Annotated in this window: 16 protein-coding genes, 2 pseudogenes and 1 riboswitch; of the genes and pseudogenes, 12 read left to right on the plus strand and 6 right to left on the minus strand. The window is 73.6% G+C overall.

The features are described 5' to 3' along the window. The 4 genes and pseudogenes from CK485_RS26375 to CK485_RS26385 form a co-directional block, all read left to right on the plus strand. Positions 1 to 2428, plus strand: a 2428-nt coding sequence (locus CK485_RS26375) for a condensation domain-containing protein (protein WP_146214597.1), incomplete at its 5' end; no start/stop codon positions are given. Further along, positions 2425 to 10032 carry a non-ribosomal peptide synthetase gene (locus CK485_RS26380; RefSeq protein ID WP_109454452.1) on the plus strand — a complete coding sequence of 2536 codons (7608 nt, stop codon included), beginning with the start codon at positions 2425 to 2427 and terminating at the stop codon, positions 10030 to 10032. The genes CK485_RS26375 and CK485_RS26380, both read left to right, overlap by 4 nt. 276 nt (positions 10033 to 10308) lie before the next feature. After that, a complete protein-coding gene (locus CK485_RS28855; protein WP_158288247.1) occupies positions 10309 to 10485 on the plus strand; it encodes a hypothetical protein in 177 nt (58 codons plus the stop codon). Between the two features lie 323 nt (positions 10486 to 10808). Next, positions 10809 to 10964 (plus strand): annotated as a pseudogene (locus tag CK485_RS26385) (radical SAM protein); the annotation flags it as partial. On the opposite strand, the gene CK485_RS26390 reads toward CK485_RS26385, so the two are convergent. After that, entirely contained in the window at positions 10942 to 12417 is a 1476-nt protein-coding gene (locus CK485_RS26390) for a tetratricopeptide repeat protein (protein WP_109454453.1), read from the minus strand. The pseudogene CK485_RS26385 and the gene CK485_RS26390 overlap by 23 nt on opposite strands. A gap of 209 nt (positions 12418 to 12626) precedes the next feature. Here CK485_RS26390 and CK485_RS26395 point away from each other — a divergent pair, with 209 nt between their 5' ends. The 3 genes from CK485_RS26395 to CK485_RS26405 all read left to right on the plus strand — a co-directional run bounded on the left by CK485_RS26395 (position 12627) and on the right by CK485_RS26405 (position 15748). Beyond that, positions 12627 to 13469, plus strand: coding sequence for a neprosin family prolyl endopeptidase (locus tag CK485_RS26395; RefSeq protein ID WP_109454454.1), 843 nt, complete (start codon positions 12627 to 12629; stop codon positions 13467 to 13469). Between the two features lie 211 nt (positions 13470 to 13680). Beyond that, positions 13681 to 14487, plus strand: coding sequence for an alpha/beta hydrolase (locus CK485_RS26400; protein WP_109454455.1), 807 nt, complete (start codon positions 13681 to 13683; stop codon positions 14485 to 14487). After that, complete coding sequence (locus tag CK485_RS26405; RefSeq protein ID WP_109454456.1) at positions 14477 to 15748, plus strand: cytochrome P450; 1272 nt, start codon at positions 14477 to 14479, stop codon at positions 15746 to 15748. The genes CK485_RS26400 and CK485_RS26405 overlap by 11 nt, the downstream gene beginning before the upstream one ends. A gap of 28 nt (positions 15749 to 15776) precedes the next feature. Here CK485_RS26405 and CK485_RS26410 read toward each other — a convergent pair whose 3' ends face one another. After that, complete coding sequence (locus tag CK485_RS26410) at positions 15777 to 16676, minus strand: sigma-70 family RNA polymerase sigma factor (RefSeq protein WP_109454457.1); 900 nt, start codon at positions 16674 to 16676, stop codon at positions 15777 to 15779. A 228-nt stretch (positions 16677 to 16904) separates the two neighbouring features. On the opposite strand from CK485_RS26410, the gene CK485_RS26415 reads away from it, so the two are divergent. Next, complete coding sequence (locus tag CK485_RS26415; RefSeq protein WP_241968626.1) at positions 16905 to 17978, plus strand: alkene reductase; 1074 nt, start codon at positions 16905 to 16907, stop codon at positions 17976 to 17978. Between the two features lie 41 nt (positions 17979 to 18019). Continuing rightward, the gene (locus tag CK485_RS26420; RefSeq protein WP_109454459.1) at positions 18020 to 18853 is read left to right on the plus strand and encodes an alpha/beta hydrolase; all 834 of its coding nucleotides are present in this window, start codon (positions 18020 to 18022) and stop codon (positions 18851 to 18853) included. A 58-nt stretch (positions 18854 to 18911) separates the two neighbouring features. Here CK485_RS26420 and CK485_RS26425 read toward each other — a convergent pair. From CK485_RS26425 to CK485_RS26440, 4 genes and pseudogenes are all read right to left on the minus strand, one after another. Beyond that, positions 18912 to 19331, minus strand: a pseudogene (locus CK485_RS26425) (MgtC/SapB family protein); the annotation flags it as partial. A gap of 35 nt (positions 19332 to 19366) precedes the next feature. After that, positions 19367 to 21019 (minus strand): NRAMP family divalent metal transporter, encoded by a 1653-nt coding sequence (locus CK485_RS26430; RefSeq protein WP_109454460.1) that lies wholly within the window; start codon positions 21017 to 21019, stop codon positions 19367 to 19369. Between the two features lie 328 nt (positions 21020 to 21347). After that, positions 21348 to 21521, minus strand: a riboswitch (M-box (ykoK) riboswitch). 108 nt (positions 21522 to 21629) lie between these two features. Further along, the gene (locus CK485_RS26435; protein WP_109454461.1) at positions 21630 to 22376 is read right to left on the minus strand and encodes a class I SAM-dependent methyltransferase; all 747 of its coding nucleotides are present in this window, start codon (positions 22374 to 22376) and stop codon (positions 21630 to 21632) included. Between the two features lie 5 nt (positions 22377 to 22381). Next, the gene (locus CK485_RS26440) at positions 22382 to 23356 is read right to left on the minus strand and encodes a threonine/serine dehydratase (protein WP_109454462.1); all 975 of its coding nucleotides are present in this window, start codon (positions 23354 to 23356) and stop codon (positions 22382 to 22384) included. A gap of 267 nt (positions 23357 to 23623) precedes the next feature. Between CK485_RS26440 and CK485_RS26445 the strand changes: the two genes are divergently transcribed. The 3 genes from CK485_RS26445 to CK485_RS26455 all read left to right on the plus strand — a co-directional run bounded on the left by CK485_RS26445 (position 23624) and on the right by CK485_RS26455 (position 25894). Next, complete coding sequence (locus CK485_RS26445; RefSeq protein WP_109454463.1) at positions 23624 to 24175, plus strand: inorganic diphosphatase; 552 nt, start codon at positions 23624 to 23626, stop codon at positions 24173 to 24175. Positions 24176 to 24330: 155 nt separating this feature from the next. After that, entirely contained in the window at positions 24331 to 24492 is a 162-nt protein-coding gene (locus CK485_RS26450) for a YqaE/Pmp3 family membrane protein (RefSeq protein ID WP_146214589.1), read from the plus strand. 76 nt (positions 24493 to 24568) lie between these two features. Then, positions 24569 to 25894 carry a geranylgeranyl reductase family protein gene (locus tag CK485_RS26455; protein WP_109454465.1) on the plus strand — a complete coding sequence of 442 codons (1326 nt, stop codon included), beginning with the start codon at positions 24569 to 24571 and terminating at the stop codon, positions 25892 to 25894. Positions 25895 to 25911 lie beyond the last annotated feature (17 nt).

Consider the following 25911-nt stretch of genomic DNA (forward strand, 5'->3'; position numbering starts at 1 on the left):
CACCTGGCACACCGAAGTCCACAACCTCTACGGACCCACAGAAACCACCATCGACGCCACCGCACACCACATCACCCCACAAGACACCGGCCCCGCCATCCCCATCGGCCACCCCATCTGGAACACCCACGCCCTCATCCTCGACCACCACCTACAACCCGTACCCCCCGGCACCACCGGCGAGCTCTACCTCACCGGACCCGGACTCGCCCACCACTACCTCAACCAACCCACCCTCACCGCAACCCGCTTCATCCCCAACCCCTACGGACCACCCGGCACCCGCCTCTACCGCACCGGCGACCAAGCACGCTGGACCCACGGACACCTCCACCACACCAACCGCACCGACGACCAGATCAAACTCCGCGGCCACCGCATCGAACCCACCGAAATCACCACCACCCTCACCACCCACCCCCACATCACCACCACCCACACCCAACTCCGCGAAGACCAACCAGGGGTACGCCGCCTCGTCGCCTACGTGGTGACCCGCGACGGCCGCCCCGCCGACGCCGCCGGCCTGCGCGCCCACCTCGCCGAACGGCTGCCGGAGTACATGATCCCGTCGGCCTTCGTCACCCTCGACGCCCTCCCCCTGCTCCCCAACGGCAAGGTGGACCGCCGCGCCCTGCCCGCCCCGGACCCGGTGGCGGAACGCACCGGGGCAAGGCCGCCGCGTACCGATGCGGAGCGGGCACTGTGCGCGGCGTTCGCCGAGACCCTGGGGGTCGCGGAGGTCGGCGTGGACGACGACTTCTTCGCGCTCGGCGGCGACAGCATCATGTCGATCCAGGTGGTCAGCAGGGCACGCAAGGCGGGGCTGGTGATCACCGCGCGGGACGTGTTCACGCGTCGCACACCGGAGGCCATCGCCTCGGCGGCCGTGCCGCTCGGTGCGGAGCCTCGGGCGGAGGCGGACTCGGGGGTGGGCCAGGTGCCGTTGACGCCAATCGCGGCGTGGTTCCTGGAGCGCCCCGGGCCGCGGGACGGCTACAACCAGTCGAGTGTGCTGCGTGCGCCGGCCGGGGCGGACGAGGCGTCGATCGCGGCGGCCCTGCAAGCGCTCGTGGATCACCACGACACGTTGCGGCTGCGCGTCACCGGCTCACCCGGCGCGGGCCATGGCCTGGAGGTGCTGCCGCAGGGTGCCGTGCCCGCCCGGGACCGCCTGACCAGGGTCGATGTCGCGGGGCTCGACCGGGAAGAGGTCGATGCCGTGGTGTCCCGGGAGGCCGAGACGGCGCGGCGGAGGCTGCGTCCGTCGCAGGGCGTGGTGCTGGAGGCGGTCTGGTTCGACGCGGGGGCGTCGCGGCCGGGCCGGCTGCTGCTGGTCGTCCACCACCTGGCGGTGGACGCGGTGTCGTGGCGCATCCTCGTCGCGGACCTGGCGACGGCGTGGGAGCACGTGACGGCGGGCGGGACGGGCCCGGCGCCGTTGCCCGCGGTCCTGACCTCGTACCGCCGCTGGGCGGAACTGCTCACGGCCGAAGCGCGCGGTGACGAGCGCGCCGCTGAACTGCCGCTCTGGCTGGAGGTGTTGGGGACGGCGGACCCGCTCCTGGGCTACCGGGCGCTGGACCCGCACCAGGACACGGCGGACCGGACCAGGACGCTGCGGGTCACGCTGCCCGCGCGCTGGACGCGGCCGCTGCTGACCACGGCTCCGGCCGCCTACCGGGCGGGAGTCGACGACGTTCTGATCACGGCGCTGGCGCTCGCCGTGGTGGGCCGCAGGGCCGAGAAGTCAGGGGACGGCGGCTCGGCTGTCCTGCTGGACCTCGAAGGGCACGGCCGTGAGCAGCAGATCGCCGACGGGGTGGACCTGTCGCGCACGGTCGGCTGGTTCACCAGTGTGTACCCGGTGAGTGTCGACCCGGGTCCGGTGAGCCGGTACGAAGCACGGGCGCTCGACGGTGCCGTGGTGGACCGGGCGGTCAAACGGGTCAAGGAGCAGTTGCGCCGGATTCCCGACCGTGGGATCGGCTTCGGGCTGCTGCGTCATCTCAACCCGCGTACCGCGTCCGCCCTGCGCGGCACGGCCCCGCAGATCGGCTTTAACTACCTGGGCCGGTACGCGAATTCGCCCGGCGCGTCGGGTGACTGGCAGCCGATGCCGGACGCCGCGGGTCCGCGTGCGCAGGACCCGCAGGCGCCGGCCGCCCACGTGGTGGACATCAACGCCCACACCCGGGACCTGCCTGACGGCCCGTGCCTGGTGGCGGAGTTGACCTGGCCGGTGGATCTGCTGAAGGAGGAGGACGTGGAGGAGCTGGCCGAGGGCTGGCTGCGGGCGCTGCGTGCGGTCGCGGAGTACGCCCAGGAGCCGGACGCGGGCGGGCACACGCCGTCCGACCTGCCGTTGGTGTCGCTCAACCAGAACCAGATCGACCGACTGCGCAACAAGTGGGGTGGACGCAAGTGACCGGGTTCGAGCTCCAGGACGTGCTGCCGCTGACGCCGTTGCAGGCGGGCATGCTCTTCCACGCGCTGTACGACTCCGAGGCGGTGGACGTCTACACCGCGCAGTTCGTCTTCGACATCGAGGGCCCGGTGGACGCGGCGGCGTTGTACGCGGCGGCCAAGGGGCTGCTGCGCCGGCATGCCAGCCTGCGGGTGGGATTCCTGCACGAGGGCCTGGACGAGCCGGTGCAGGCGGTGGCCGCCGAAGTGGCGCCCGCTTTCGAGGAGCTGGACCTCGCGGCTGAGGACGACGCGGTGCGCGCCGAGCGGCTGGAGGCGTTTCTGGCCGAGGACCGGGTGCGGCGCTTCGACCTGTCCGAGCCGCCGCTGCTGCGCTTCACGCTGGTGCGGATGGGACACCATGACCACCGGCTGGTGCTGACCAACCATCACATCGTGCTGGACGGCTGGTCGATGCCGTTGCTGGTGCGGGAGTTGTTCGAGCTGTACGCGCGGGGCGGCGACGACCGCGGGATGCCTCGGGTGGCCCCGTACCGCGACTACCTGGCGTGGCTGGCCGGGCAGGACCACGCGGCGGCGACCGAGGCGTGGCGCGCGGCGCTGGCGGGGATCGAGGAGCCGACGCTGCTGTCGGGCCGCGGTCCCGCGCCGGCGGCGGGCGCGGACCTGCCGCGGCAGTTCGCGCTGGAGCTGAGCGAGGAGACCACCGCGCGGCTGCGGGAGCGGGCGCGTGGTCACCGGCTCACCCTCAACACCCTGGTGCAGGGCGCTTGGGGGATATTGCTGCACCGTCTCACCGGGCAGTCGGACGTGGTGTTCGGCACCACGGTCTCGGGGCGTCCACCGCAGGTCGCGGGCGTCGAGACGATGGTGGGCCTGTTCATCAACACCGTTCCGGTGCGCGTCGCGGTGCGCCCCGGTGACACGGTGGCGGCGCTGCTCGAGCGGTTGCAGGACGCACAGGCGGGGGTGCTGGGTGCCCAGCACGTCGGATTGACCGAGATCCGCGCGCTGACCGGGCTGGACGAGCTCTTCGACACCCTGGCCGTCTTCGAGAACTACCCCATGGACGCCGAGGCGTTGCGCCGCGCCCAGGAGGACCTGCCGGGGATGGCCATCACGGGTGTGCGCGGCACCGACGCGGCGCACTACCCGCTCACGGTGACCGTCGCACCGGGCGACGGCCTGCGGGTCACCTTCGGGTACCGCGCGGACGCCTTCGGTGAGGAACGAGTCACGGCGCTGGCAGGGCGGCTGCGGTTGCTGCTGGAGGCGTTCGCGGACGGCCTGGAGCGGCCCGTCGAGGACCTGCCGGTGCTGCTCGACGGCGAGCGTGACCGGCTGCTGGCGGCCGGGCGCGGCGCCGGTGAGCCCGATGGCGTGGCGGCTGCGAGCCTGCCGGAGCTGTTCGCGGCGCGAGTGGCCGCCCACCCGGACGCCGTGGCCGTGGGCGGCTCCGGCCGGCAGCTCACCTACGCCCAACTCGACGGCCTCAGCGCGGCGTTGGCCTCCTGCCTGACCGGGCTGGGCGTCGCGGCGGAGGACGGGGTCGCGGTGCTGGCCGGGCGGTCGGCCGCCGTGGTCACCGCGTCCCTGGCCGTCGTGCGCGCGGGCGGTGCCTACGTGCCGTTGGACCCGCGCTGGCCGGTGGAGCGCCTGCGCCAGGTCACCGCAGTCGCGAAGCCGCGCGTGCTGGTGGTCGGCGAGGACCTGGCCGGGCACGCCTGGGTGGCGGAGGCCGGCGTGCCGGTGGTGGTGGTCGACGGCGCGGGGGGTGTGGTGGCCGGCGCACCCGAGGCCCCGGGGCCGCTGCCGGACGTGCCGCCGGGTGGCGAACGGCTGGCCTACGTGATGTTCACCTCCGGGTCGACCGGCGCGCCCAAGGCGGTGGGCGTGCGCCACACGGACGTGGCCGCGCTCGCCCTGGACGGCCTGTGGGACGGCGGGGTGGCCGACGCGGTGCTGATGCACTCCGCGTACGTCTTCGACGCGTCGACCTTCGAGATCTGGGTGCCGCTGCTGCGCGGCGGCCGGGTCGTGGTGGCGCCGCCCGGGTCCCTGGAGCCGCGTGAGCTGGGCCGGATCCTGGAGAGTGAGCGGGTCACCGCGTTGTTCCTCACCACGGCGCTGTTCAACCTCGTGGTGGAGACCGATCCCCGGCTGCTGTACGGGGTGCGGCTGGTGGCCTGCGGCGGAGAGACGGCGACGGCGGGGGTGCCGCAGCGTGCGGCGGCCGCCTGCCCGGGCACGAAGGTCGTCAACGTCTACGGCCCGACCGAGACCACCACGTTCGCCACGGGTCACGTGATCGAACCTGAGGAGGACGCGCCCGGGGGGGCCACCGGGGTGCCGCCGATCGGACGGCCGCTGGACGGGGTGCGCGCGTACGTGCTCGACCGGGACCTGCGCCCGGTGCCGCCCGGTGCCGTCGGCGAATTGTACCTGTCCGGCACGGGCGTGGCGCGCGGCTACCTGGACCGCCCCGCCCTGACCGCCACCCGTTTCGTGGCCGACCCCTTCGGCAAGGCGGGGGGCCGGATGTACCGCACCGGGGACCTGGTCCGCTGGGACGAGCGCGGGCGCATCGCCTACGTGGCGCGCGCCGACGGGCAGGTCAAGCTGCGCGGCCACCGCATCGAACTCGGCGAGGTCGAGGGCGCCGTGCTGGGCGCGCCGGGGGTCGCGGCGGCGTGCGTGGTGGTGCGCGAGGACCTGGCCGGGGACCGCAGGCTGGTGGCGTACGTGGTGCGGGACGGCGGCGGCGGTCTCGACGCGGCGGCCCTCGCGGCGCACGTGGGGCGCACGCTGCCGGGCTACATGGTGCCGTCGGCGTTCGTCACGCTGGACGCCCTGCCGCTCACCCCGAACGGGAAGGTGGACCGGCGTGCGCTGCCGGTGCCGCGCGTGGCGGGCGGGCCGGGCGGGCGGCCTGCGCGCGGCGCGCGCGAGGAACTGCTCGCCGAGGTGTTCTGCGACGTGCTGGGCGCCGAACGGGTGGGCGCGCACGACGACTTCTTCGCGCTCGGCGGGCACTCGTTGCTCGCCACCCGTCTGGTCGGCCGGATCCGTGCGGTGCTGGACGTGGAGCTGGAGGTGCGCACCCTCTTCGACCACCCCACCGTCGCGTCGCTCGCCGTGGCGCTCGACGGCGCGGGCGCGGCGCGTGAGGCGCTGACCCGGCAGGAGCGGCCCGAAGTGCTGCCGCTGTCGTTCGCGCAGCGGCGCCTGTGGTTCCTGGGACGCCTCACGGGTCCTGACGCGACGTACACCATCCCGCTGGCGGTGCGGCTGGAGGGCACGCTGGACGTCGCGGCGCTGCGCGCGGCGGTCGCGGACGTGGTGGCCCGCCACGAGGCGCTGCGCACCGTCTTCCCCGAGCGGAAGGGGACGCCCGAGCAGGTGGTGCTGGCCCCGGAGCGGGTGTACCTGGACTTCGAGGTGGACGACGTCGAGGAGCCGGAGCTGGACGGCCGGATCGCCCGCGCGGTCGCCGAGCCGATCGACGTCCTCAGCCGGGTGCCGTTGCAGGCCCGCCTGCTGCGGCTGGCGGCACGCTCTCACGTACTCGTCCTGACGTTGCATCACATAGCGGCTGACGGATGGTCGCTGGGGCCGTTGGCACGTGATCTGGAGACCGCGTACCGGGCGAGACTGGAGGGCACGGCACCCGGCTGGGAGCAGCTGCCGGTCCAGTACGCGGACTACACGCTGTGGCAGCAGCGGACGCTGGGCGACGAGGCGGACGACAGCAGCCCCCTCGCACGTCAGTTGGCGTTCTGGCGCAAGGCGCTCGACGGGGTACCCGAGGTGCTGCCGCTGCCGCTGGACCGGCCGCGTCCGGCGACGCTCACCCACGCGGGCGACACCCTGTCCCTCGTGCTCGGCGAGCGGGTGCGCGAAGGGCTCGCCGCGTTGGCCCGGGACGCCGGGTGCAGCCTGTTCATGGTGTTGCAGGCAGCCGTGTCGGTCCTGCTGGCCGGGCACGGCGCGGGCGACGACATCCCGCTGGGCACGGCGGTGGCGGGGCGCGGTGACGCGGCGCTGGACGACCTGGTGGGCTTCTTCGTCAACACCCTCGTCCTGCGCACCGACCTGTCGGGCGATCCCACGTTCCGCGAACTGCTCGACCGGGTCCGGGACTTCGACCTCGCCGCCTACGCCAACGCCGACCTGCCGTTCGAGCGCCTGGTCGAGGCGCTGAACCCGGCGCGTTCCCAGAACCACCATCCGCTCTTCCAGGTCATGCTGGTGCTCCAGAACCACGACGCCGACGTCGCCCTCGACCTGCCCGGGCTCACCGCGAGCCCGGTGCGGGTGGGTACCGGCGCGGCCAAGTTCGACCTGTCCTTCGCCTTCGCCGAGACCCGGGACGCCACGGACGGGGCGCGGGTGCTGCGGGCGGACGTGGACTACTCCACGGAGCTGTTCGACCGCGCGACGGTGCGACGGCTGCTCGACCGCCTCGCCGGACTGCTGGCACAGGTGGTGCGCGATCCCGACCGGCCGGTGCGCGCCTACGATCCGCTGACGGCGCCCGAGCGCACGACACTGCTGGAGGAGTGGGGGCGCGGTCCGGTGCGCACTCCGGCGCCGTCGACGGTGCCGGAACTCTTCGCCGAGCAGGTCGCCCGCACACCGGACGCGGTCGCCGTCCGCGACGACACGGAGGAGCTGACTTACCGTCAACTACATAAGTTTGTAGGGGGTTTGGCGGGCCGCCTCGCGGCGGCGGGCGTGGGTCCGGAGGACGTGGTGGCGCTCGCGGTGCCCCGGTCGGCCCGGATGGTCGTGGCGATGCTGGCGATCCTCACGGCGGGCTCCGCCTACCAGCCGGTCGACCCGGGCTATCCCACGGCGCGCGTCGCCTTCATGCTCCAGGACGCGGCTCCGGCCCTGCTGATCACCACGTCGGCGCTGCGGGCGGAGCTGCCGACGCAAGGCGTACCCGTCATCGCACTGGACGACCCGGACACGTGGCCGAGCCCGAACGCAGCGAGCCGGGCGCGGTCGCCACTGCTGCCCGCGCACCCCGCGTACGTCATCCACACCTCCGGTTCGACCGGCAGGCCGAAGGGCGTCGTCGTCACCCACCGGGGCGTGGCCGCCATGGTGCGCACACAGGTGGAACGGCTGGGCGTCGGCGTGTCCAGCCGGGTGCTGCAACTGGCGTCGGTGAGCTTCGACGCGGCCTTCTGGGAGACCTGCATGGGGCTGCTGACCGGTGCCCGCCTCGAACTGGCTGAGCGGGAGCGGTCGTTGCCCGGCCCGGCGCTGGCCGGTCTGCTCGCCGAGCGCGGGGTCACCCATCTCACGCTTCCTCCGGCCGCGTTGGCGGTGATGCCGACCGGGGCCGGGGTGCCGGAGGGCACCACGCTGGTGCTCGCCGGAGAGGCCTGCCCGCCCGCGCTGGTCGACCAGTGGGCGCCAGGCCGCAGACTCGTCAACGCCTACGGGCCGACCGAGTCGACGGTCTGCGCGACCATGAGCCCGTACCAGACCCCCCAGGCCACACGGGCCGGCGGAGGACCGGGGCGGAGGGTGCCGATCGGGGTGCCGGTCGACAACACGCGGGTCTACGTCCTCGACGACCGGCTGCGGCTGGTGCCGCCGGGCGTCACGGGCGAGTTGTACCTCGCGGGCGACGGGCTGGCCCGCGGCTACCTGCGCCGTCCCGGCCTGACCGCCTGCCGCTTCGTGGCCGACCCGTTCGGCCCCGCCGGAGGCCGGATGTACCGCACCGGGGACGTGGTGCGCTGGAACGGCGACGGGCAGCTGGAATACCTCGCGCGCGCCGACGACCAGGTCAAGGTGCGCGGCTTCCGCGTCGAACTCGGCGAGGTCGAGGCGGCGTTGGCCTCGCTGCCGGGCGTCGGCGCGGCGTGCGCCACCGTCCGGGAGGACCGGCCGGGCGACCGCAGGCTGGTCGCGTACGTGACACCGCGCGACGAGGCGGTGGGCGGCCCGGCGGACTCCGGCGCGTTCCGCGAGGCGCTGGCCGCGGTGCTGCCGGACTTCATGGTGCCGTCCTCGTTCGTCACGCTGGACGCGCTGCCGCTCACCCCCAACGGCAAGGTCGACCGCAGGGCGCTCCCCACCCCTGGCCCCGACACCGCGGGCACGACCTCGCGCGCCCCGGCCACGGAGCGCGAGAAGGCGCTGTGCGAGCTGTTCGCGGAGGTCCTGGGCCGCGAGACGGTGGGCGTGGACGACGACTTCTTCGCGGCGGGCGGGCACTCGCTGCTCGCGGTGCGGCTGGCGCAGCGGATCGAGGCGCGGTTCGGCGTGAGGCCCGGAATGCGGGAGCTGTTCGCCGCGCCCACGGTCGACGGCGTGCGGCGGCTGCTCGACGGCGCCGCCACCTCCCACGACCCGGTGGCGGACGGGCGTGCGGCGGCCACCGTGCCGTTCGACGCGGACACCGCGGACCCGGAGCGCGACGTGACGCTACCGCCGGATGTCCGCCGGGCACCGTCGCCCCTGCTGGTCACGTCGCTCGGTGAACGGCGACCGCTGCTGACGGGCGGCTCGGGCTTCCTCGGCGCGTTCCTGCTGCGCGATCTGCTGGAGACCTCGCAGAGCCCCGTCGACTGCCTGGTGCGGGCCCGTGACGAGGCCCAGGGGCTGGAACGGCTCCGTTCCGCGCTGGAACGGTACGGCCTGTGGCGGGCGGGTTACGCCGACATGATCCGGGCCCTGCCGGGGGACCTGGCGGCGCCGGGGCTGGGGCTCACCGACCGGACCCGGACGGCGCTGCGACGCGGGCTCGGCACCGTCTTCCACAACGGCGCCCACGTCAACTTCGCCGCGCCCTACGGCGAACTGCGCGACGCCAACGTCGGCGGCACCCGGGAACTGCTGCGCCTGGTGGCCGAGTCGGACGCGAGCGGCCTGCACTACGTGTCGACCACCGGCGTCTTCGCGCCGGGCGAGCCAGGCGACGGGCCGGTGACCGAGACGACGCCGACCGGCCCGGTGAACGGGCTGCCGGACGGGTACTCGCGCAGCAAGTGGGTGGCCGACCGGATCGTGGGCCTCGCCCGCGAGCGCGGCGTCCCGGTCGCCGTCTACCGCCCCGGGCGGGTGTCGGGCGACTCGCGGACCGGGGCCTGCCAGGACCGCGACCTGTTGTGGCTGCTGATCAAGGGCTGCCTCCAGGCGGGCGCGGCGCCCCGGGGCGGGACCGAGTCGACCGGCTGGATACCGGTGGACTACGTCAGCTCCGCGATCGTGGCGCTGGCGCGCAGCGGTGCGGCGGCCGACGGCTCCGTCTTCCACCTCACCCATCCGCAACCGCCGACGCTCGACCAGGTCTTCGCGGCGGCGCGGACCATGGGGTACACCGTGCGGGAGCTGCCGCTCGACCGCTGGCGCAAGCGGATAGCCGAACAGCGGGACAACGCGGCGCAGTTGTTCCTGGGCGGCAGGCAGGAGGGGCCGGGCGACCGCGCCCACCGCGCGCACCGGTCGTTCGACTCGTCGCTGACCCACCGCGCGGTGGCGGCGTCGGGCCCGAACCTGCCCGCGCTGACGGAACGGACACTGCTGACGTACTTGTCGTACTTCGTCGGCACGGGCTTCCTGCCCGGTCCCGGGCGATCCGTGTAGGCGCGGCCTGCGCACAGGTCGTGGCCGCCCCGCTCAGCGTTCGCGGGCGGCCACGACCGCACTTCGGCCCGCCCGGACCATGGCCGCCTTCGACCCGGGCCATGGACGCCTTCGGCCGAGGTCACGGGCCACCTTCGGCCGAGGTCACGACGGCCTTCGGCCCGGGTCACCGCCGTACGGGGGCGGGCGGCGGCCTGGATCGCGGCGGGCGGGGCCGCGGGTTAGCCTGGCAGGAGGCACGCCCTCACGCGGACCGCTCCTTCCGAGGGGGACAGCATGATCGCTCTGGAGACCATCGGCGTCTCCCTGGCAGTGATCGCCTTCGTGGCCGGCACGATCGTCTTCATGATGGGCGGTCTGACCTACCGAGGCGACCGCCACCGCGACGAAGGCGACTCCGGCCGGGACGACGGCTCCACCTCGGACGCACGGCCTTCCCCTCGCGGCACCTGAGCGCGACGCCGGTCGGGCGCACGCCACGACCGCCTCGTTCCAGCCCACGCCACGACCGCCCCGCGGGACGCTTTCGCGCTCGTCCCGTTCCGGTCCGCGCCCGTGTCGACTTGACCGAGATCAAGGGCATCGTGGTCGACTAGGTGGCGCGGCCCGCGTCCGACTTCGACGTGGCCGAGGTCGGCTGGTGGATGAACGCGCGGGAGTCACGCCGCCGCCACCTCGTGCAGTCGCTGCTCCAGGCCGAGGGGCTGGCGACGGCCTCGTACCGCGAACGCTTCGGCGCAAGGCCCGAGGACGACTTCGCGGCCGAGCTGGAGCCGTGCCCGCTCGGCGTGTGCGACTGCCACATCGGCTACGTGCACCTGGAATCGCTGCCGTTGTACGACGTCTTCGCGGGCGGTGTGCTGGAACGCGTGCCACGGGACTGGCCGCGACGGGTGGGCGTGGCCGGCGTCACCGCACCGGCCGGGAGGTGACGGGCGGCGGGGCGGGGGCGGGGCCGAGGGTCGTGGTGCCGGGGCGGGCCAGGCCGGTCAGGCCGCGCCGGTAGGCGGCGATGGCGTCCTCCAGGCGGCCCTGCCGCTCCAGCAGGTCGCCCAGCAGTCGCGCGGTGTCGGCGAGATCGCCCGCGGCGTCGGCCTCCTCCTGGAGCGGCAGCGCGGCCCGGTAGTGCCGTTCCGCGTCGGCCAGGTCACCTCGCTGCTCGCGGATCAGGCCGAGCAGCCGGTGCGCGGCGGCGGCGTGCACGGCGCCGTGGCCGGGACCGAGCCCGTCGAGCAGCGCGGTGAGGAGGTGCTCCGCGTCGGCGCCGTGGCCGCGCCTGAAGCGCACGTCGGCGAGTTCGACCTCGACCTGGGCGGCGTAGAACGCGGCGCCCGTGGAGCGCAACATCCCCAGCGCGCGCGTCAGTTCGTCCTCCGCCTCGGCCAGGCGGCCGTGCTGCGTGTGCAGATAGCCGCGCATCCAGTGGCACTGGGCCAGTTCGGCCCGGATCTGCCACTGCTCGTAGACCTCCTGCGCCTTGACGAGGTACGCCTCGGCCTCGTCGAACCGTCCCCCGCCGGCCAGGGTGCGGGCCACCGAGCGGTGCAGTCCGGCGACCGCCACGGGGTCGGCGACGCGGGGCGCGAGGTCGAGGGCGAGATCGGCGGCCTTGGCGGCGCGTTCCAGGGCACCCATGTCGAGGTACGGGGTGATGATCGTGGCGTAGAGCAGGAGCAGCGCGGCCGGGTCGGGGAGCCCACCGCCGTTCAGCTCGTCGATGGTCTGCTCCAGCAGGTAGCAGGAGTAGCGGATGTCGCCGCCGAGCTGGTGCGCGATGGCCTGGCCTCGGATGGCCCGGACGCGGGCGGGCAGCGGCTGGTCGGCCAGCAGGGCCAGGGCGCGGTCGAAGCACTCGCGGGCCTCGGCGAGCCCGCCCCGGCGCAGCATGCAGTGTCCCAGGGCGACGTTGATGTCGGCCTGGATGTCGGGGAGTCCGTGGCGCGCAGCGCGTTCGAGGAGGTCTACGAGGGTCTGCTCCGCGCGATCGCCCGAGCCCTCGTCGGCCAGGCGGTCCGCCTCGCCGAGGCCTTCGCGCAGCTCGGCGCGCAGGCCCGCGGGGACGCCTTCGGCGAGCTGTTCGTAGGTCGTCCCGAGCCGTTCGGCCAGATAGCGCAGGGCGGTCTGCGAGGCGCGGGCCTTGCCCGCCTCCACGGTCGAGACGTAGGCGGCGGTGTACCGCGTCCCGGCGAGCTGACGCTGCGTCAATTCTTGTTCACTGCGCAGGCGTTGGATGCGGGCGCCGATCTCCTTGGCGCTGGACCGCGCGTCGGCGGACGGCGCGCCGGAGGGTGTACCGGATGGTGTGCGGGGCCGCGTCCCGGACGGAGCGCCGGATCGCGCCTGGGAGCGCCAGTCCTCGCCGCAGTCCCCGCTTCCCGTGGACATGGCCACCCCTCCCCTTCCCGGCCGGGCCTGTGCGGACCGGAGTCCCAGCGGAAACCTTGTCAGCCGCCGCCTTCCGGTCTAGCTTAACTCCCTATGTAAGTGAAGTTAGTTGAGCACTTACATCCGCTTTCCGGCGCGTCCGGTCACCGCCCGCCCGGCGCCTGACCCGCCGCCCTCCTCTCCCCCCATCCGACCGACGGAGACCCCTCATGCGCATACGCACTCGCCTCACGGTGGGGCTGACCGCCGCCGCTGCCGCGCTCACCCTGCTGACCGGCCCGTTCGCGCAGGCCGCGCCCCGGCCACTGCCCTCCGCTCCCCCGGCCGCCGGGGCGGTCAGCGCGGGGACGGACAACCCGACGTGCTGGTACGGCGCTTGCTACGACTACGTCTACGGTCGCCAGATCACGGACGCGACCGGTGCGAGCGTCCGCATGGAGATCGCCGAGCCAGTGGTCGACCCCGGCCGGCAGGACGAGCACTCGCTCCAGGAGCTGGCCCTGCAGAACACCGGACAGACCTCCACCGTGGAGGTCGGCTGGACCGTGGACCGCCAGGTGAACGACGGCGACGGCAGGCCGCACCTGTTCGTCTACCACTGGGTGGACGGCCAGGAGTCCTGCTACAACGGCTGCGGCTTCGTGCAGGTCTCGCACACCGTCACGCCCGGTATGCCACTGCCGCCCGGCCACGCCGGGAGCTTCGCCATCCGCGAGCTGGGCGGCGACTGGTGGATCTTCTACGACGGCCACGCGGTCGGCTACTTCCCCGGTTCGCTGTGGAACGGCACGTACACCAGCGCCCAGAAGATCACCGCGTTCGGCGAGGTCGCGGCCGACGCCTCCGACGTGCCGTCCTGCACCCAGATGGGCAACGGCCGTCCCGGCACGTCGTGGCGGTCCTCCTGGATCGCCGGATTCCGGCTGTACGGCAGCGCGGACCACCCGGCCCTGACCGTGCAGACCACCAGCCCCGACTACTACGACGCGGGTTCGGTCACCCGCACCTCCTTCCACCTGGGCGGCCCGGGCAAGGGCCGCTGCGGTTCCTGACCGCCCTCAACCTGGACGGACGCGGCCGTCCGCGGCGCTCGCGGATCCGCAGCCGGCCCCCGCCCGCGGACGCGAGGGCCGTGTGGCCGCGGCGGACGCGGCCACACGAACGGGCTCTTGCGCTGCGGGACGGCGGGCGCCACCGTGGTGGCGACGCGGCAGCGCGGGCGGTGCCGGGCCGTCCGGGGCGCGTACGGCGACGGGAGTCGGAGTGAGCCCACTGGTCCTGCCCCACTCACTGCACGGTGCCGGTCCGCACAAGGTGATCGCCGTCCACGGATGGTTCGCGGACCGGTCCGCGTACGATCCGCTGCTGGCCGACCTCGACCGCGAGGCGTTCCAGTACGCGATGGTGGACCTGCGCGGCTACGGCGAGGCCCGCGACGCGCCCGGCGCGTTCACGACGGCAGAGGGCGCAGAGGACGTGATCGCGCTCGCCGACCACCTGGGGTGGCGACGGTTCTCGGTGATCGGCCACTCGATGGGCGGCAGCGTCGCGCAGCGCGTGGTGGCGCTCGCGCCGGAGCGGGTGCGCCGGCTGGTCGGTGTCTCACCGGTCCCGGCGTCCGGACTGCCGCTGCCGCCGGAGCAGCACGAGTTGTTCGACGGCGCCGCTCGTTCGCCGGGCAACCGCCGCGCCATCATCGACTTCACCACCGGCAGCCGCCGTCCCGCCGCCTGGCTCGACCGCATGGTGCGCGGGTCGATGGAGCGCAGCGACCCTGCGGCCTTCCACGCATGGTTCGCGTCCTGGGCGGGCGAGGACTTCCACGGCGGCGTCGACGGCTCCACCGTGCCCGCGCTGGTCGTCGTGGGCGCGCTGGACCCGGCGCTGACCGCCGGGGTGCAGCGCGGGACCTGGATGCGCTGGTTCAAGCGCGGCGAACTCGTCGAGCTCGTATCGGCAGGTCACTACGCGATGGACGAGACGCCGCTCGAACTCATCCGTGCCGTCGAGGACTTCCTGCGCGCCGACGACGCGGAGGAGCCCGGCGGGGGCGGCGGTCGTGCGGGCTGAGGTCCGGCGAGGCGCGGTGCCGGACGTCTTCGACCCCCGGCGGTACGCGCGCGGCGTGCCGTACGGGCGGTACCGGTTGCTGCGCGACCACTGCCCGGTGGCCTGGCAGGACGAGCCGGAGGTGCTGGGGTGGCCCGCGGGTCCCGGCTTCTGGGCCGTCACCCGGCACGCCGACGTGGTGCGCGTCCTGAAGGACTCGGCCACGTACTCCTCGTACCTGGGCGCCACCCAGATCCGTGACCCCGACCCGGCCGACCTGCCGTTCATCCGGCGGATGATGCTCAACCAGGACCCGCCACACCATCTGCGGCTGCGCAGGCTGGTGAGCCGGGCCTTCACGCCCGGGCGGGTGGCGCGCTTCCGGGAGGCGGTGCGCGAGCGGGCCCGCTTCCTGGTGGCCGGGGCCCTGGCGCAGGCGCGGGCGGGAGACGGCACGTGCGATGTGGTCGCGCGGGTCACCGACGAGTACGCGCTGCTGAACCTCACCGATCTGCTGGGGGTGCCGCCGACCGACCGGGGTCTGCTGCTGCACTGGACACGGCGGGTCATCGGCTACCAGGACCCCGACGAGGCCGCCGACACGCCCACGGCGAGCGGCCGGCCGGTCGATCCCCGCTCGCCGTCCGCGCTCGCCGACATGTTCGGCTACGCGCGCGAGTTGGCCGCCCACAAGCGCCGCCACCCGGGCGAGGACGTGCTGACGGCGCTGGCCGCCGACGCCGAACTGACCGTCCGCGAGCTGGAGATGTTCTTCTTCCTGCTGGTCGTGGCGGGCAACGACACCGTACGCTCCGCCGCTCCAGGCGGCCTGCTGCTGCTCGCCCGGCACCCTGACGCGTACCGGAAGCTGTGCGACGGCGAGGCGCCACTGGGGACGGCGGTCGACGAGTTGCTGCGGCGCCATCCCCCCGTGCTGTCCTTCCGGCGCACCGCCACGCACGACACCACGCTGGCGGGAACGCGGATCCGGGCGGGCGAGAAGGTGGTCGTCCTCCACGCCTCCGCCAACCACGACGAACGCGTCTTCCCACACCCGTACCGCCTCGACCTGACCCGCTCCCCCAACCCCCACGTCTCCTTCGGCGACGGCCCCCACGTCTGCCTGGGCGCCCACTTCGCCCGCCTCCAACTCGCCGCGCTCTACGACGAGTTCCGCACCGCGCTGCCGGCACCACCGCGCCTGGCAGAGCCTCCGCGCCGTCTGACGTCCAACTTCATCAACGGCCTGAAGGCCCTGAGACTGGAGCTGCCCACCGGGTGACGTAGGTCACCTTGCGCCGCCCACGTGGTCAGGCGTCCAGTACCGTAACGTCGACGCGAGCCAGGCGGACAGGGTCGGCGATGACCTCGTACGCGGCCACGCGGCCGGCCTCGACGGTGATCCGGAGCACCAGAAGGAGCCGTCCCGCCGGCGCGACCACCACGCCCACGGCACCGTCCACGAGTGCCACATCGGCGTACCGGGCGCGGCGGCCGAAGACCAGAGTCTCGCGGGTGACCGCATGGGCTCCGCGCGAGACCGGCGATGCGCCGGGCGACAGGGCGACGGCGTCCGCCGTGCGCTCGACGTCCGGGGCCAGCACAGCGAGCAGGCCTTCGACGTCGCCCTCGCGCGCGGCGGCGAGGAAGGCCTCGACCACCCTGCGATCGGCGGCAAGCCCCGGCGAGCCGGAATCGGCGGCGCCGCGTACCCGGACACGTGCCCTGCTGGCCAGCTTCTTGGCGGCGACGGGTGTGCGTCCGACCACCGGGGCGATCTCCTGGAACGGCACCGCAAACATGTCGTGCAGAACGAAGGCGATCCGCTCCGCGGGAGCCAGCCGTTCCAGTACGACGAGCAGTGCCCGGCTCACCGACTCGGCGAGCAGCGCTTCCTCCTCCGGATCAGTGGCGCTGCCGGGAGTGGTGTGCCCCGCGCGGTCCGGTAGCCCGTCCCCGGGGAACTCCTCCCGGCGCCTTTGGCACGCCCGCAGCATGTCGAGGCAGATGCGGGCGACGACGGTCCTCAGCCAGCCGCCCAGGTTGTCCACCTCGGTGGGGTCCACCCGGCTCAGCCTCAGCCACGTCTCCTGGACTGCGTCGTCAGCCTCGGTACGCGAGCCGAGCATGCGGTAGGCGACTGACCGCAGCAGCCCGCGATGCTCCTCGAAGCGCTCCGCCAGCGCGTCCTGATCGTCCCGCTCACCCATCGGTCACCTTTCCTCGGCGCGAGCCGTCATACGGATGACGTACCGGATAGGGCAGAGGTGACCGCCCAATGGCCGGCACCACACCGTTTCGCGTACCGCGACCTGCCCAAGCTCGCAGATCACAAGCCCGATCACGAGGAACACACCACGATGTCCACGGCTATGACCCCCACGACGACAAGCGCTTCGGCACCGGCACCACATGATTCCGTCGCCAACGACCAACCCTTGCTGCGACCGCTCGATCTCGGCGCGCTGCGGTTGCCGAACCGAGTGGTGATGGCCCCGCTGACCCGCGCCCGGGCGACCGGCGGAGAGTCGGTTCCGAGCGCGCTGCACGCCGCGTACTACGGCCAGCGGGCGAGCGCGGGACTCATCGTCACCGAGGGCACTTGGGTCAGCCGGCAGGCCATGGGCTTCGTCGACGTCCCCGGCATCCACAGCGAGGCACAGGTCGCCGCCTGGCGTGAGGTCACCCGCGTGGTGCACCTCCTGGGCGGACGGATCGTCCTGCAACTGTGGCACTGCGGCGCGGTCTCGCACCCCGATCACCTCGTTGGCGAGTTGCCCGCGGGCCCCTCGGCCGTCAACCCGGACGAGATGTCGTTCACACGCGACGGTTTCAAACCCACCCTCACTCCTCGTGCCATGACGGCGCGGGACATCCACCGGACGATCGAGGAGTACACGCTCGCGTCACGCAACGCGCGGCGCGCCGGGTTCGACGGGGTCGAGGTCGCGGCCCACGGCGTCTTCCTGCTGGCGCAGTTCCTCAATCCCCGGCTCAACCAACGCGACGACGCCTACGGCGGCGACCAGGTGCGTCGCCGGCGACTACCGCTGGAGGTGATCGACGCGGTCGCCGAGCCGTGGGACGGCAGAGGCGTCGGGGTGCGCCTGTCGCCGTACCTGGCTTCCGGCCCGCACTTCCGGGCCGACGAGGACACGCTGGCGGACCACGACGCGTTGGTGGCCGCGCTCGCCGATCACCCGGTTGCCTACCTTCATCTGCGGGGACGGGACGCCGCGTGGCCGGACGGAGCGCCCGACATGGAGGCGCTCGCACGCTACCGGCGGCTCTTCGCGGGACCGCTCATCGCTAACAACGGCTTCGACCGGGGGTCCGGCAACGCGGCGATCGAGTCGGGTGTGGCCGATGCCGTGTCGTTCGGACGGTACTTCGTGGCCAATCCCGACCTGGTCACCCGCTTCGCGTTCGGACGCTCACCGGAGCCCGGCGATCCGGGCACCTACTACGGGGGCGGCCCGGCCGGTTACACCGACTATCCGGTGAGCGTCTGAAACGGCTTGCCACGCCGTCGGCGAGTCCCCAGGATGGGCTCATGCCGATCTTCCGCGCCGATGACGGAACACCGCTCGCCTTCCATGTGCGGGGCGGCGGTGAGTCGTTGCTGTGTCTGCCCGGTGGGCCCATGCGGGCCTCCGCCTACCTCGGGGATCTCGGGGGGCTGGACGCGCGCAGGCGGCTGGTCATGCTGGACGCACGGGGGACCGGGGGCTCCGGGCTGCCTGCCGATCCGGGGACGTACCGCTGCGACCGGCTGGTGGACGACGTCGAGGCGCTGCGGCGCCACCTCGGGCTGGAGCGCGTGGACCTGCTCGCGCACTCGGCGGCGGGGGACCTCGCGCTCCAGTACGCGGGCCGTTACCCGCACAGGGTGCGCGCCCTGTGCATGATCACCGCCAGGGCCCGGGTGCTGGGGGTCGAGTTCACCACCGCCCACCGTGCTCAGGCTGCCGACCTGCGGGCCGGTGAGCCGTGGGCGGCGGGCGCCAGGGCGGCGTACGACGCGATCTGGGCGGGCACCGCGACCGACGCCGACTTCGACACCGCCGCGCCGTTCTTCTACGGACGCTGGGACGAGGCCGCACGGGCGCACGCGGCGAGCGACGCCGAGCAGACCAACGACGCGGCGGCTCAGGCCTACACCGCGCCCGGCGCGTTCGAGCCGCTGACGGCGGTGCCGGACGTGCCGGTGCTGGTGCTCGCCGGTGAACTGGACAGCGCGCCGCGCCCGGCGGTCGCCGAGGAGATCGCCGGGCGGTTCCGGCGGGCCGAGGTGGTCGTCCAGCCCGGGGCCGGTCACTACCCGTGGCTCGACGACCCGGCTCGCTTCAGCGGCGCGGTCGAGGCGTTCCTCGGACGGCACAGCTGACGGCGCGTCACATCGCCACCCGCTCGACGGGGTCCTCGTCCCGCTCGACGCAGGACGTCGGCGCGGGGTCCAGAAGGCGTCCTGCGGGGCGCAGCACGAGGTGGATGCCGAGCACCGCCAGTGTGCCCAGCACCGCGAACCCCGTCCTGCCCGACGCGGCCAGCACGCCCACGGCCGCCGAACACCACAGCGTGGCCGCCGTGTTGAGCCCGCTCACCCCGCCGCCGTCGCGCAGGATGACACCGCCGCCCAGAAAGCCGATGCCGGAGACGACGTAGGAGGCGACCCGGGTCGGGCCGGCCGTGTCGCCGGCGGCGACGCTGTAGAGCACGAACAGCGTCGCGCCCGCGGCGACCAGGGCGTTGGTCCGCAGGCCCGCCATCCGGGCGCGCCACTGCCGTTCGACGCCGATCAGCGCGCCGCAGGCCACCCCGGTGGCCAAGCGGGTCAGGAAATCGAAGGTGGTCAGGGTGTGCACGGTGCACCTCCTCCTCGTCCGCAACGGGCCCGGGCTCAGTGGGCCAGGGCCGCCTGCACGATCTTGATGACCACCAGCACCATGGCCACCAGCAGGTACGTGCGCAGCGCGGTCATGCCGACCTTGTAGCCGGAGGACAGCACGGGCCTGGCCAGCGTCTCCAGCGGCGGCATCCGCCAGTCCGCCCGCCCGGTGCGGTCGACGCCGCGCCCGGTTCGGGCCCAGCCCTTGCGGCGGCGCCGCGCCTCCGCGTAGCCGATGGCGATCACCCCGGCGACACCGCAGGCCGCCATGATGTCGAGGATCGCCCCGGCGGAGATGTCCGGGAAGAGCACGGACGCGGTCAGCACGATCGACAACGTGATCAGCACCCCGACCACCGCGGAGATCAGCGCGTTGGTCCTCGGTCCGTTGACCCAGGGGCCGAGCACGGCACGGTCGTTGCACAGCAGCAGCAGGAAGACCGACGCCGACGGCAGCAGGACCCCGGCGAGCGTCTGGACCCCCTCGGTCAGCAGGCCGAGCGGTGAGCCGGGCAGGAGCACGATGACCGCGGCGGCGGCGACGAGCCCCGCGTAGACCGCGTAGAAGCCCTTGGCGCCGGAGATGCCGCGATGCAGCGAGTGCTTGAGCCCGAGGACGTCCCCGATGGCGTACGCGGTCGACAGCGACACCGCGAACGCGCCGATGACCGAGGCGTCAAGCAGCGCGACGGCGAACAGCACGCCCGCCACCTTGCCCGCGTGGGCGGCGAGGCCGTGTGCGACACCCGCGGTGTCGGTGAAGTGGCCGGCCGCGTGGCTGCCGGCGAAGGCGGCCGCGGTGAATCCCATCATGGCGCCCGCGCCGACGACGACGACCACGATGCCGATCCACAGGTCGGCCTTCTCGTACGACATGAAACGCGGCGTGATGCGCTTGTCGATGACGTAGGACTGCTGGAAGAACAGCTGCCAGGGGGCGACGGTGGTGCCGACGATCCCGATGATCAGCAGCATGACGGTGGACAACTGGCCGCTGCCGCCCGGCATTCCGGGCACCACGAAGTCGTGGAGCATCCGGCCGGTCGCCGGGTGCGCCATGAAGTAGACCGGCACCAGCAGCAGTGAGGCCGCGCACAAGGTGATGGCGATCCGCTCGAACCGCTGGAACGAGCCGGTGAACGCGGACGCGATGATGACGCCCGCCGCCAGCACCACCGCGGCCGTCTTCGGCAGTCCCAGGTATCCGGCGGCCATGGTGATGCCGATGAACTCGGTCACCAGGGTGAGGGCGTTGAGCAGGAACAGGTCGATGACGCTGAACGCGCCCCAGAACCGGCCGAACCGCTCCAGGATCAGCCGCGCGTGGCCCACCCCGGTGACCGCGCCGAGCCGCAGCACCATCTCCTGGTTGGCGTAGAGGACCGGGACCAGCAGGAGCAGGGTCCACAGCAGATGGGTCCCGTAGTTCTGCCCGGCCTGCCCGTACGTGGCGAACGCGCCGGCGTCGTTGTCGCCGACCATGACGATCAGGCCGGGCCCGACGATGGCGAGCAGGGTCTTCAGCCGCGCGGACAGCCCGGTGCGCGGCGCGGTGTCGTCGAGCCTGACGGTGCCGAGGGCGCCGCGGATGTCGCCGACGTGGGCGTCGTCCAGGACGGCGGAGCGCGGCGCGGCGACCGTGGTGTCGAAGGTGGTGTCGGTCATGAGGTACCTCCCAAGTCCCCCCACGCGGGGAGGTGTTGGGGGCGTGCGGAATCCCCTCCGGCGCGGGCGCAGGCGTCGTCGGCCCGGCGCGTGGGCGCAGGGCTGTGATCCGTCACGGCGTTCGGGCCGTGCGGATGGCGGGGACGCGGGTCGTAGCCGCGCGGGGGAAGGTGTTACCGCGTGCCGGAAGAATGCGAGGACATGCGGGATGCGGGCCTACTGTGGCCCGGACTACTACTGGAATCCATGCGTCTCTCGCCTCCTTCCGGTCAGGGCGCGACCGCGCGCCGTGCGACTCGGCAAGGGAGCAGACCGGTCCGATGCGACCGGCTCACCCCAACTCGTCAGAGCTTTGGCACTCCACGGCGTAATCTCCCTGCGGGAGAAGCCACTTGGGGTCACCCCTTAGGCCGGGGAGACCTGTCCTGAACCTGGGCGTCTCTCGACGTCGTCGGGTCAGTGGCCTGTGTCCGTGAAGACGCCTCACCGAACGAGGTGCCTGTACAAACTTCTCACAGCATACCCCCGGCGTACGGCCGCCAGGACACGCCGGGACGCCTTGACGGGGATTTGACGCGGGTCCGCGACGCCGACGCCGGCCCTTGCGGTGTCAGGCCTGCGCCACCACCATGCGGCACCGCGGGGTGCCGTCGGGCCGCCGCCCCAGGGCGGGCAGTGCGACCAGCCGCACCGTGAATCCCGCCCGGGTCAGCTCCTCGCGCACCGAGCCGAGCCGGAAGGGGCGGTAGTACATGACGAAGGGCGGCCGCCACAGGAGGTTGCGCACTCGCATCGCGACGTCGAAGGCCAGCAGGGACCAGTAGAGGGGCGAGCCGGGCGGCGCGGGCGCCGGAAGCGGGAAGACGAAGCGCCCGCCGGGCCTGAGCACCCGTCGCACACCCGCGAACAGCCCGGGCCACTCCCTGGGCAGGAAGTGGCCGAAGGCACCGAAGCTCACGACCAGGTCGAAGGCGCGGCCGAAGGGCAGGGCCCGGGCGTCGGCGCGTACCCAGCGCGGCGTGGGTGTGTCGCCGTTCCGGGACACCGCCGCCGTCGCCTGCCCGTACGCGCTCCGCGCCACCGTGAGCATGCCGTCGCTCAGGTCCACGCCGGTCACGCTCCTTCGGCACACGGCGGTCAGCACCCGGGCACCGGCGCCGGTGCCGCAGCACAGGTCGAGGCCGTCGTCGACCGGGCCCATCGCGCCCAGCGCGTCCCGCACCGCGTCCAGCACGGGGGCGGGAGTGCGGAACGGCGTGCGGTCGAACTTCGGCGCCAGCAGGTCGTAGCCCCGTTCGACGGAGGAGAGCGCCTGCGTGGCCAGCTCGCGGACGGTGGGGCCCTCGGGGGTGAACACCGTTCTCAGCCCCGGTCCCGGCCGGTCAGGTCCCCGGGGTCGGTGTTGGCGCCGCACAGCACGACGGCCACCGTCTCGCCCGCCGCCGGGGCGTAGGCGCCGCGCAGGGCGGCCAGGGCCGTGGCGGCGGCGTGTTCGACGGCGATCCGGCGCTGGTTCCACAGAGCCTGCCGGGCGCGCACGATCTCGGCGTCGGGCACGGTCACCGTGCGTACGTCGTCCCGCCGCGCCACCGCCAGCGCCATCGGCCCCACCCGCCGGGCGCCCAGGGAGTCCGCCGCGACGGAGTCGATCTCCACGTCGACCGGCTCACCGGCGCGCAACGCGGCGTCCAGCGCACGGCAGTTCTCGGGCTCGACGGCGACGGTGCGGATCCCGTGCTGACCGGCGGCGGTCGCGACCCCGGCGAGCAGCCCGCCGCCGCCGACGGCCACAACCACCGTGTCAAGCGCGGGAATCCGCTCCCGAATCTCCGTCAGCAACGTCCCCGCGCCCGCAGCGATCAGCGGGTGGTCGTAGGCGTGGCTGGCCAGCGCGCCACTGTCGGCCGCGAACTTCTCGCACGCCACCAGCGCGTCCGCGTACCCCTCCCCTGCCAGCCGGACCTCGGCGCCGTACGAGCGCAGCCGGGCGACCTTGACGGCGGGCGCGGTCTCGGGGAGGAAGACGGTGGCCCGCACGCCCTGCTCCCTGGCCGCCCAGGCGCAGGCCAGGCCCGCGTTGCCGCCGGAGGCGATGGTCACGCCCGCGGGCGGGAGGGTGCCGGCGGCGCGGTGGGCGAGCAGGAAGTTCTGCGCGCCGCGCGCCTTGAAGGAGCCGGTGTGCTGCATGTACTCCAGCGCGAACCACACGTCGGCCGGGGCCTCGACCCCGTAGGAACGGGTCTCGTCGGGGTCGAGCCGGGCGACGGCGACGGTGCGCACGCGTCCGGCGACGCGCTCGGCGGCCGACTCGATGTCGACGTGGGTGAGTTGGGGCACGGGCTGCTCCTGCGGTGCGGTGGGCGGCGGCCGTTCCAACGTAACGCAGCACCCGGCGCGGGCGGGCCGGGCGCCGGTTCCGGTCACCGCGCCTCATCCCTTCGGGCGGCGCCTCGTCCGTATCCAGACATCGGCGCGACGATGGGGAGGAAACTCGCTGTCCCGCTGATATCGTGCGATTCGCCTGCGGCAGTGGGGTCACCCATGCGGGACCGAACGACGGCATCGAGCGAGATCGAGCGGCGTCAGACGACGAGGAGACCGGCGATGGCTGCACCGGATGAGTTCGACGTGGTGGTCGAGATTCCCCAAGGCTCCCGTAACAAGTACGAGATGGACCACGAGACCGGCCGCATCCGGCTGGACCGGCTGCTGTTCACGGCCACCAAGTACCCGTCGGACTACGGGTTCGTCGACGGCACCCTGGGCCGGGACGGCGATCCGCTGGACGCCCTGGTGCTGGTCGGCGAGCCCACCTTCCCCGGCTGCGTGATCCTGTGCCGGGCCATCGGCATGTTCTGCATGACCGACGAGAACGGGCCGGACGACAAGGTGCTGTGCGTCCCGGCCCACGACCCGCGGTACGCGTCCGTGCAGGACATCGAGGACATCTCCGCGTTCGACCGGCTGGAGATCACCCACTTCTTCGAGGTCTACAAGGACCTGGAACCCGGCAAGTCGGTCGAGGGCTCGCACTGGGAGGGCCGCGTCAGCGCGTACGACGAGATCGAGGCGTCCCGCAAGCGCGGCGCCGAGCACGCCGGACAGCGCGGGACGGGCGGGCTCGCCGATGGCGGCCGCCGCGATCACAACCGGTGACCTGCCGTGACGCTCGGGTGCCGGTCCTGGGCCTTCGCTGGGGGCCTCCGGCGCTCGGGCTGGTGCGGCGGGTCTGAGACGGGCCGGGCGGGGTACCGGGGAGACGACGCGGCGGGTTCCGGCCGCCGCGGTCGTTCCGGCCGTTGGGAGTGATCATGTTCAAGGTGCTGCTGGTACTGCTGTGCCTGGTGCTGCCGTGGCTGGCGGTGCTGATCAAGCAGGGGCCGAGCCTGAAGGTGCTGTGGGCCTTCCTGCTCCAGTTGCTGGGCCACGTACCCGGTGTGATCTACGGGATCTACCAGGTGGTCAAGGACTGAAACGGTCCGGGCGTGGCATGCTGCGACCACCGCGACCCTCGCGGACGACCTGCCCGACCACGCCGAAAGGGCCGCGATGCCACCGACGACGCCCCAGCCGAAGGACCGCGACGACGCGGCGGTGATCGTGGTGGGCGCGGGTCCCGCCGGGTCGGCCACCGCGTACCACCTGGCCCGGGCGGGGGTGGAGGTCCTGCTGCTGGAGAAGGCGACGTTCCCGCGCGAGAAGGTCTGCGGGGACGGGCTGACGCCGCGCGCCGTCCACCAGTTGATCCGGATGGGCGTCGACGTCGACGGGCCGGGGTGGGCGCGCTCCCGGGGGATGCGCTGGGTGGCCGGCGGGCGCTCCGCGCTCATCGAGTGGCCGCGGCTGGGCCGCTACCCGGACTTCGGGCTGACCCGCACGCGGCACGACTTCGACGACCTGCTGGCCCGGCACGCGGTCGGCGCCGGCGCCAGGCTGCGCACCGGGACGAAGGTCACCGGCGCGCTGACCGACCGCGCGGGGCGGGTGATCGGCGTGCGGGCCCAAGTGGGCCCGGAGCGCGAGGCGGTGGAGTACCGGGCCCGGGTGGTGGTCGCGGCCGACGGCGCGTCCGCGCGGCTGGCGTTGGGCCTGGGCCTGCGGCGCGACGAGCGGCAGCCGATCGCCACCGCGGCGCGCCGCTACTACCGCAGCCCGCGGCGCTCGCAGGAGGAGTACCTGGAGCTGTGGGCCGACCTGCGGCTGCCGGGCACCGACCGCTACCTGCCGGGCTACGGCTGGATCTTCCCGATGGGCGACGGCCGGGTCAACGTCGGACTGGGCGCGTTGCCCAACCGCCGCAACGGCACCGTCGACCTGCGCGCCACGATGGACCACTGGCTGGCCCGCACCCCCGCGCACTGGGGCCTGCGGCCGGGTGAGGGTGAGGCGGCGGAGGGCCAGGTCCTCAGCGCGGCGCTGCCGTTGGGCTTCAACCGGCATCCGCAGTACGGGCGGGGCCTGCTGCTGGTCGGCGACAGTGGCGGCATGGTCAGCCCGTGGAACGGCGAGGGCATCGCGCAGGCGCTGGAGGCGGGCGAGGTGGCCGCCGAGGCCGTCGCGATGGCGCTCACCGTGCCGGACGGCCCCGCGCACGAACGGGCCCTGGGCCGCTACCCGGTGGAGATGGCCAGGCGCTGGGGCCGCCACTACCGGCTGGGCAACGTGCTGACGAAGCACGTGTTCTCCCGTGCCGGCTTCCAACCCCTGCTCAACGGCTGGGTGATGGGGTCGCCCGCGGTGCTCGACGGGATGGCACGGCTGCTGGTGGGCCTGACCGACGATCCGCCGCGGGACCGGGTGGACCGGGTGCTGGGAACGCTGATCCGGCTGGTGCCGGAGCCGAAGCCGAGCCGAGGGCGCCATCCGGCCGGCTGACCGGATCAGCACACCGG

It is taken from the genome of Streptomyces sp. ICBB 8177 (assembly GCF_003144095.1).
Taxonomy (GTDB): domain Bacteria; phylum Actinomycetota; class Actinomycetes; order Streptomycetales; family Streptomycetaceae; genus Streptantibioticus_D.

Bases quoted from the DNA above. Each gene is read 5' to 3' on its own strand.
- CK485_RS28855 (WP_158288247.1), top strand. From the start codon at position 10,309: ATGATCGCTCTGGAGACCATCGGCGTCTCCCTGGCAGTGATCGCCTTC.
- CK485_RS26390 (WP_109454453.1), bottom strand. From the start codon at position 12,417: ATGTCCACGGGAAGCGGGGACTGCGGCGAGGACTGGCGCTCCCAGGCG.
- CK485_RS26395 (WP_109454454.1), top strand. From the start codon at position 12,627: ATGCGCATACGCACTCGCCTCACGGTGGGGCTGACCGCCGCCGCTGCC.
- CK485_RS26410 (WP_109454457.1), bottom strand. From the start codon at position 16,676: ATGGGTGAGCGGGACGATCAGGACGCGCTGGCGGAGCGCTTCGAGGAG.
- CK485_RS26420 (WP_109454459.1), top strand. From the start codon at position 18,020: ATGCCGATCTTCCGCGCCGATGACGGAACACCGCTCGCCTTCCATGTG.
- CK485_RS26430 (WP_109454460.1), bottom strand. From the start codon at position 21,019: ATGACCGACACCACCTTCGACACCACGGTCGCCGCGCCGCGCTCCGCC.
- CK485_RS26445 (WP_109454463.1), top strand. From the start codon at position 23,624: ATGGCTGCACCGGATGAGTTCGACGTGGTGGTCGAGATTCCCCAAGGC.
- CK485_RS26450 (WP_146214589.1), top strand. From the start codon at position 24,331: ATGTTCAAGGTGCTGCTGGTACTGCTGTGCCTGGTGCTGCCGTGGCTG.
- CK485_RS26455 (WP_109454465.1), top strand. From the start codon at position 24,569: ATGCCACCGACGACGCCCCAGCCGAAGGACCGCGACGACGCGGCGGTG.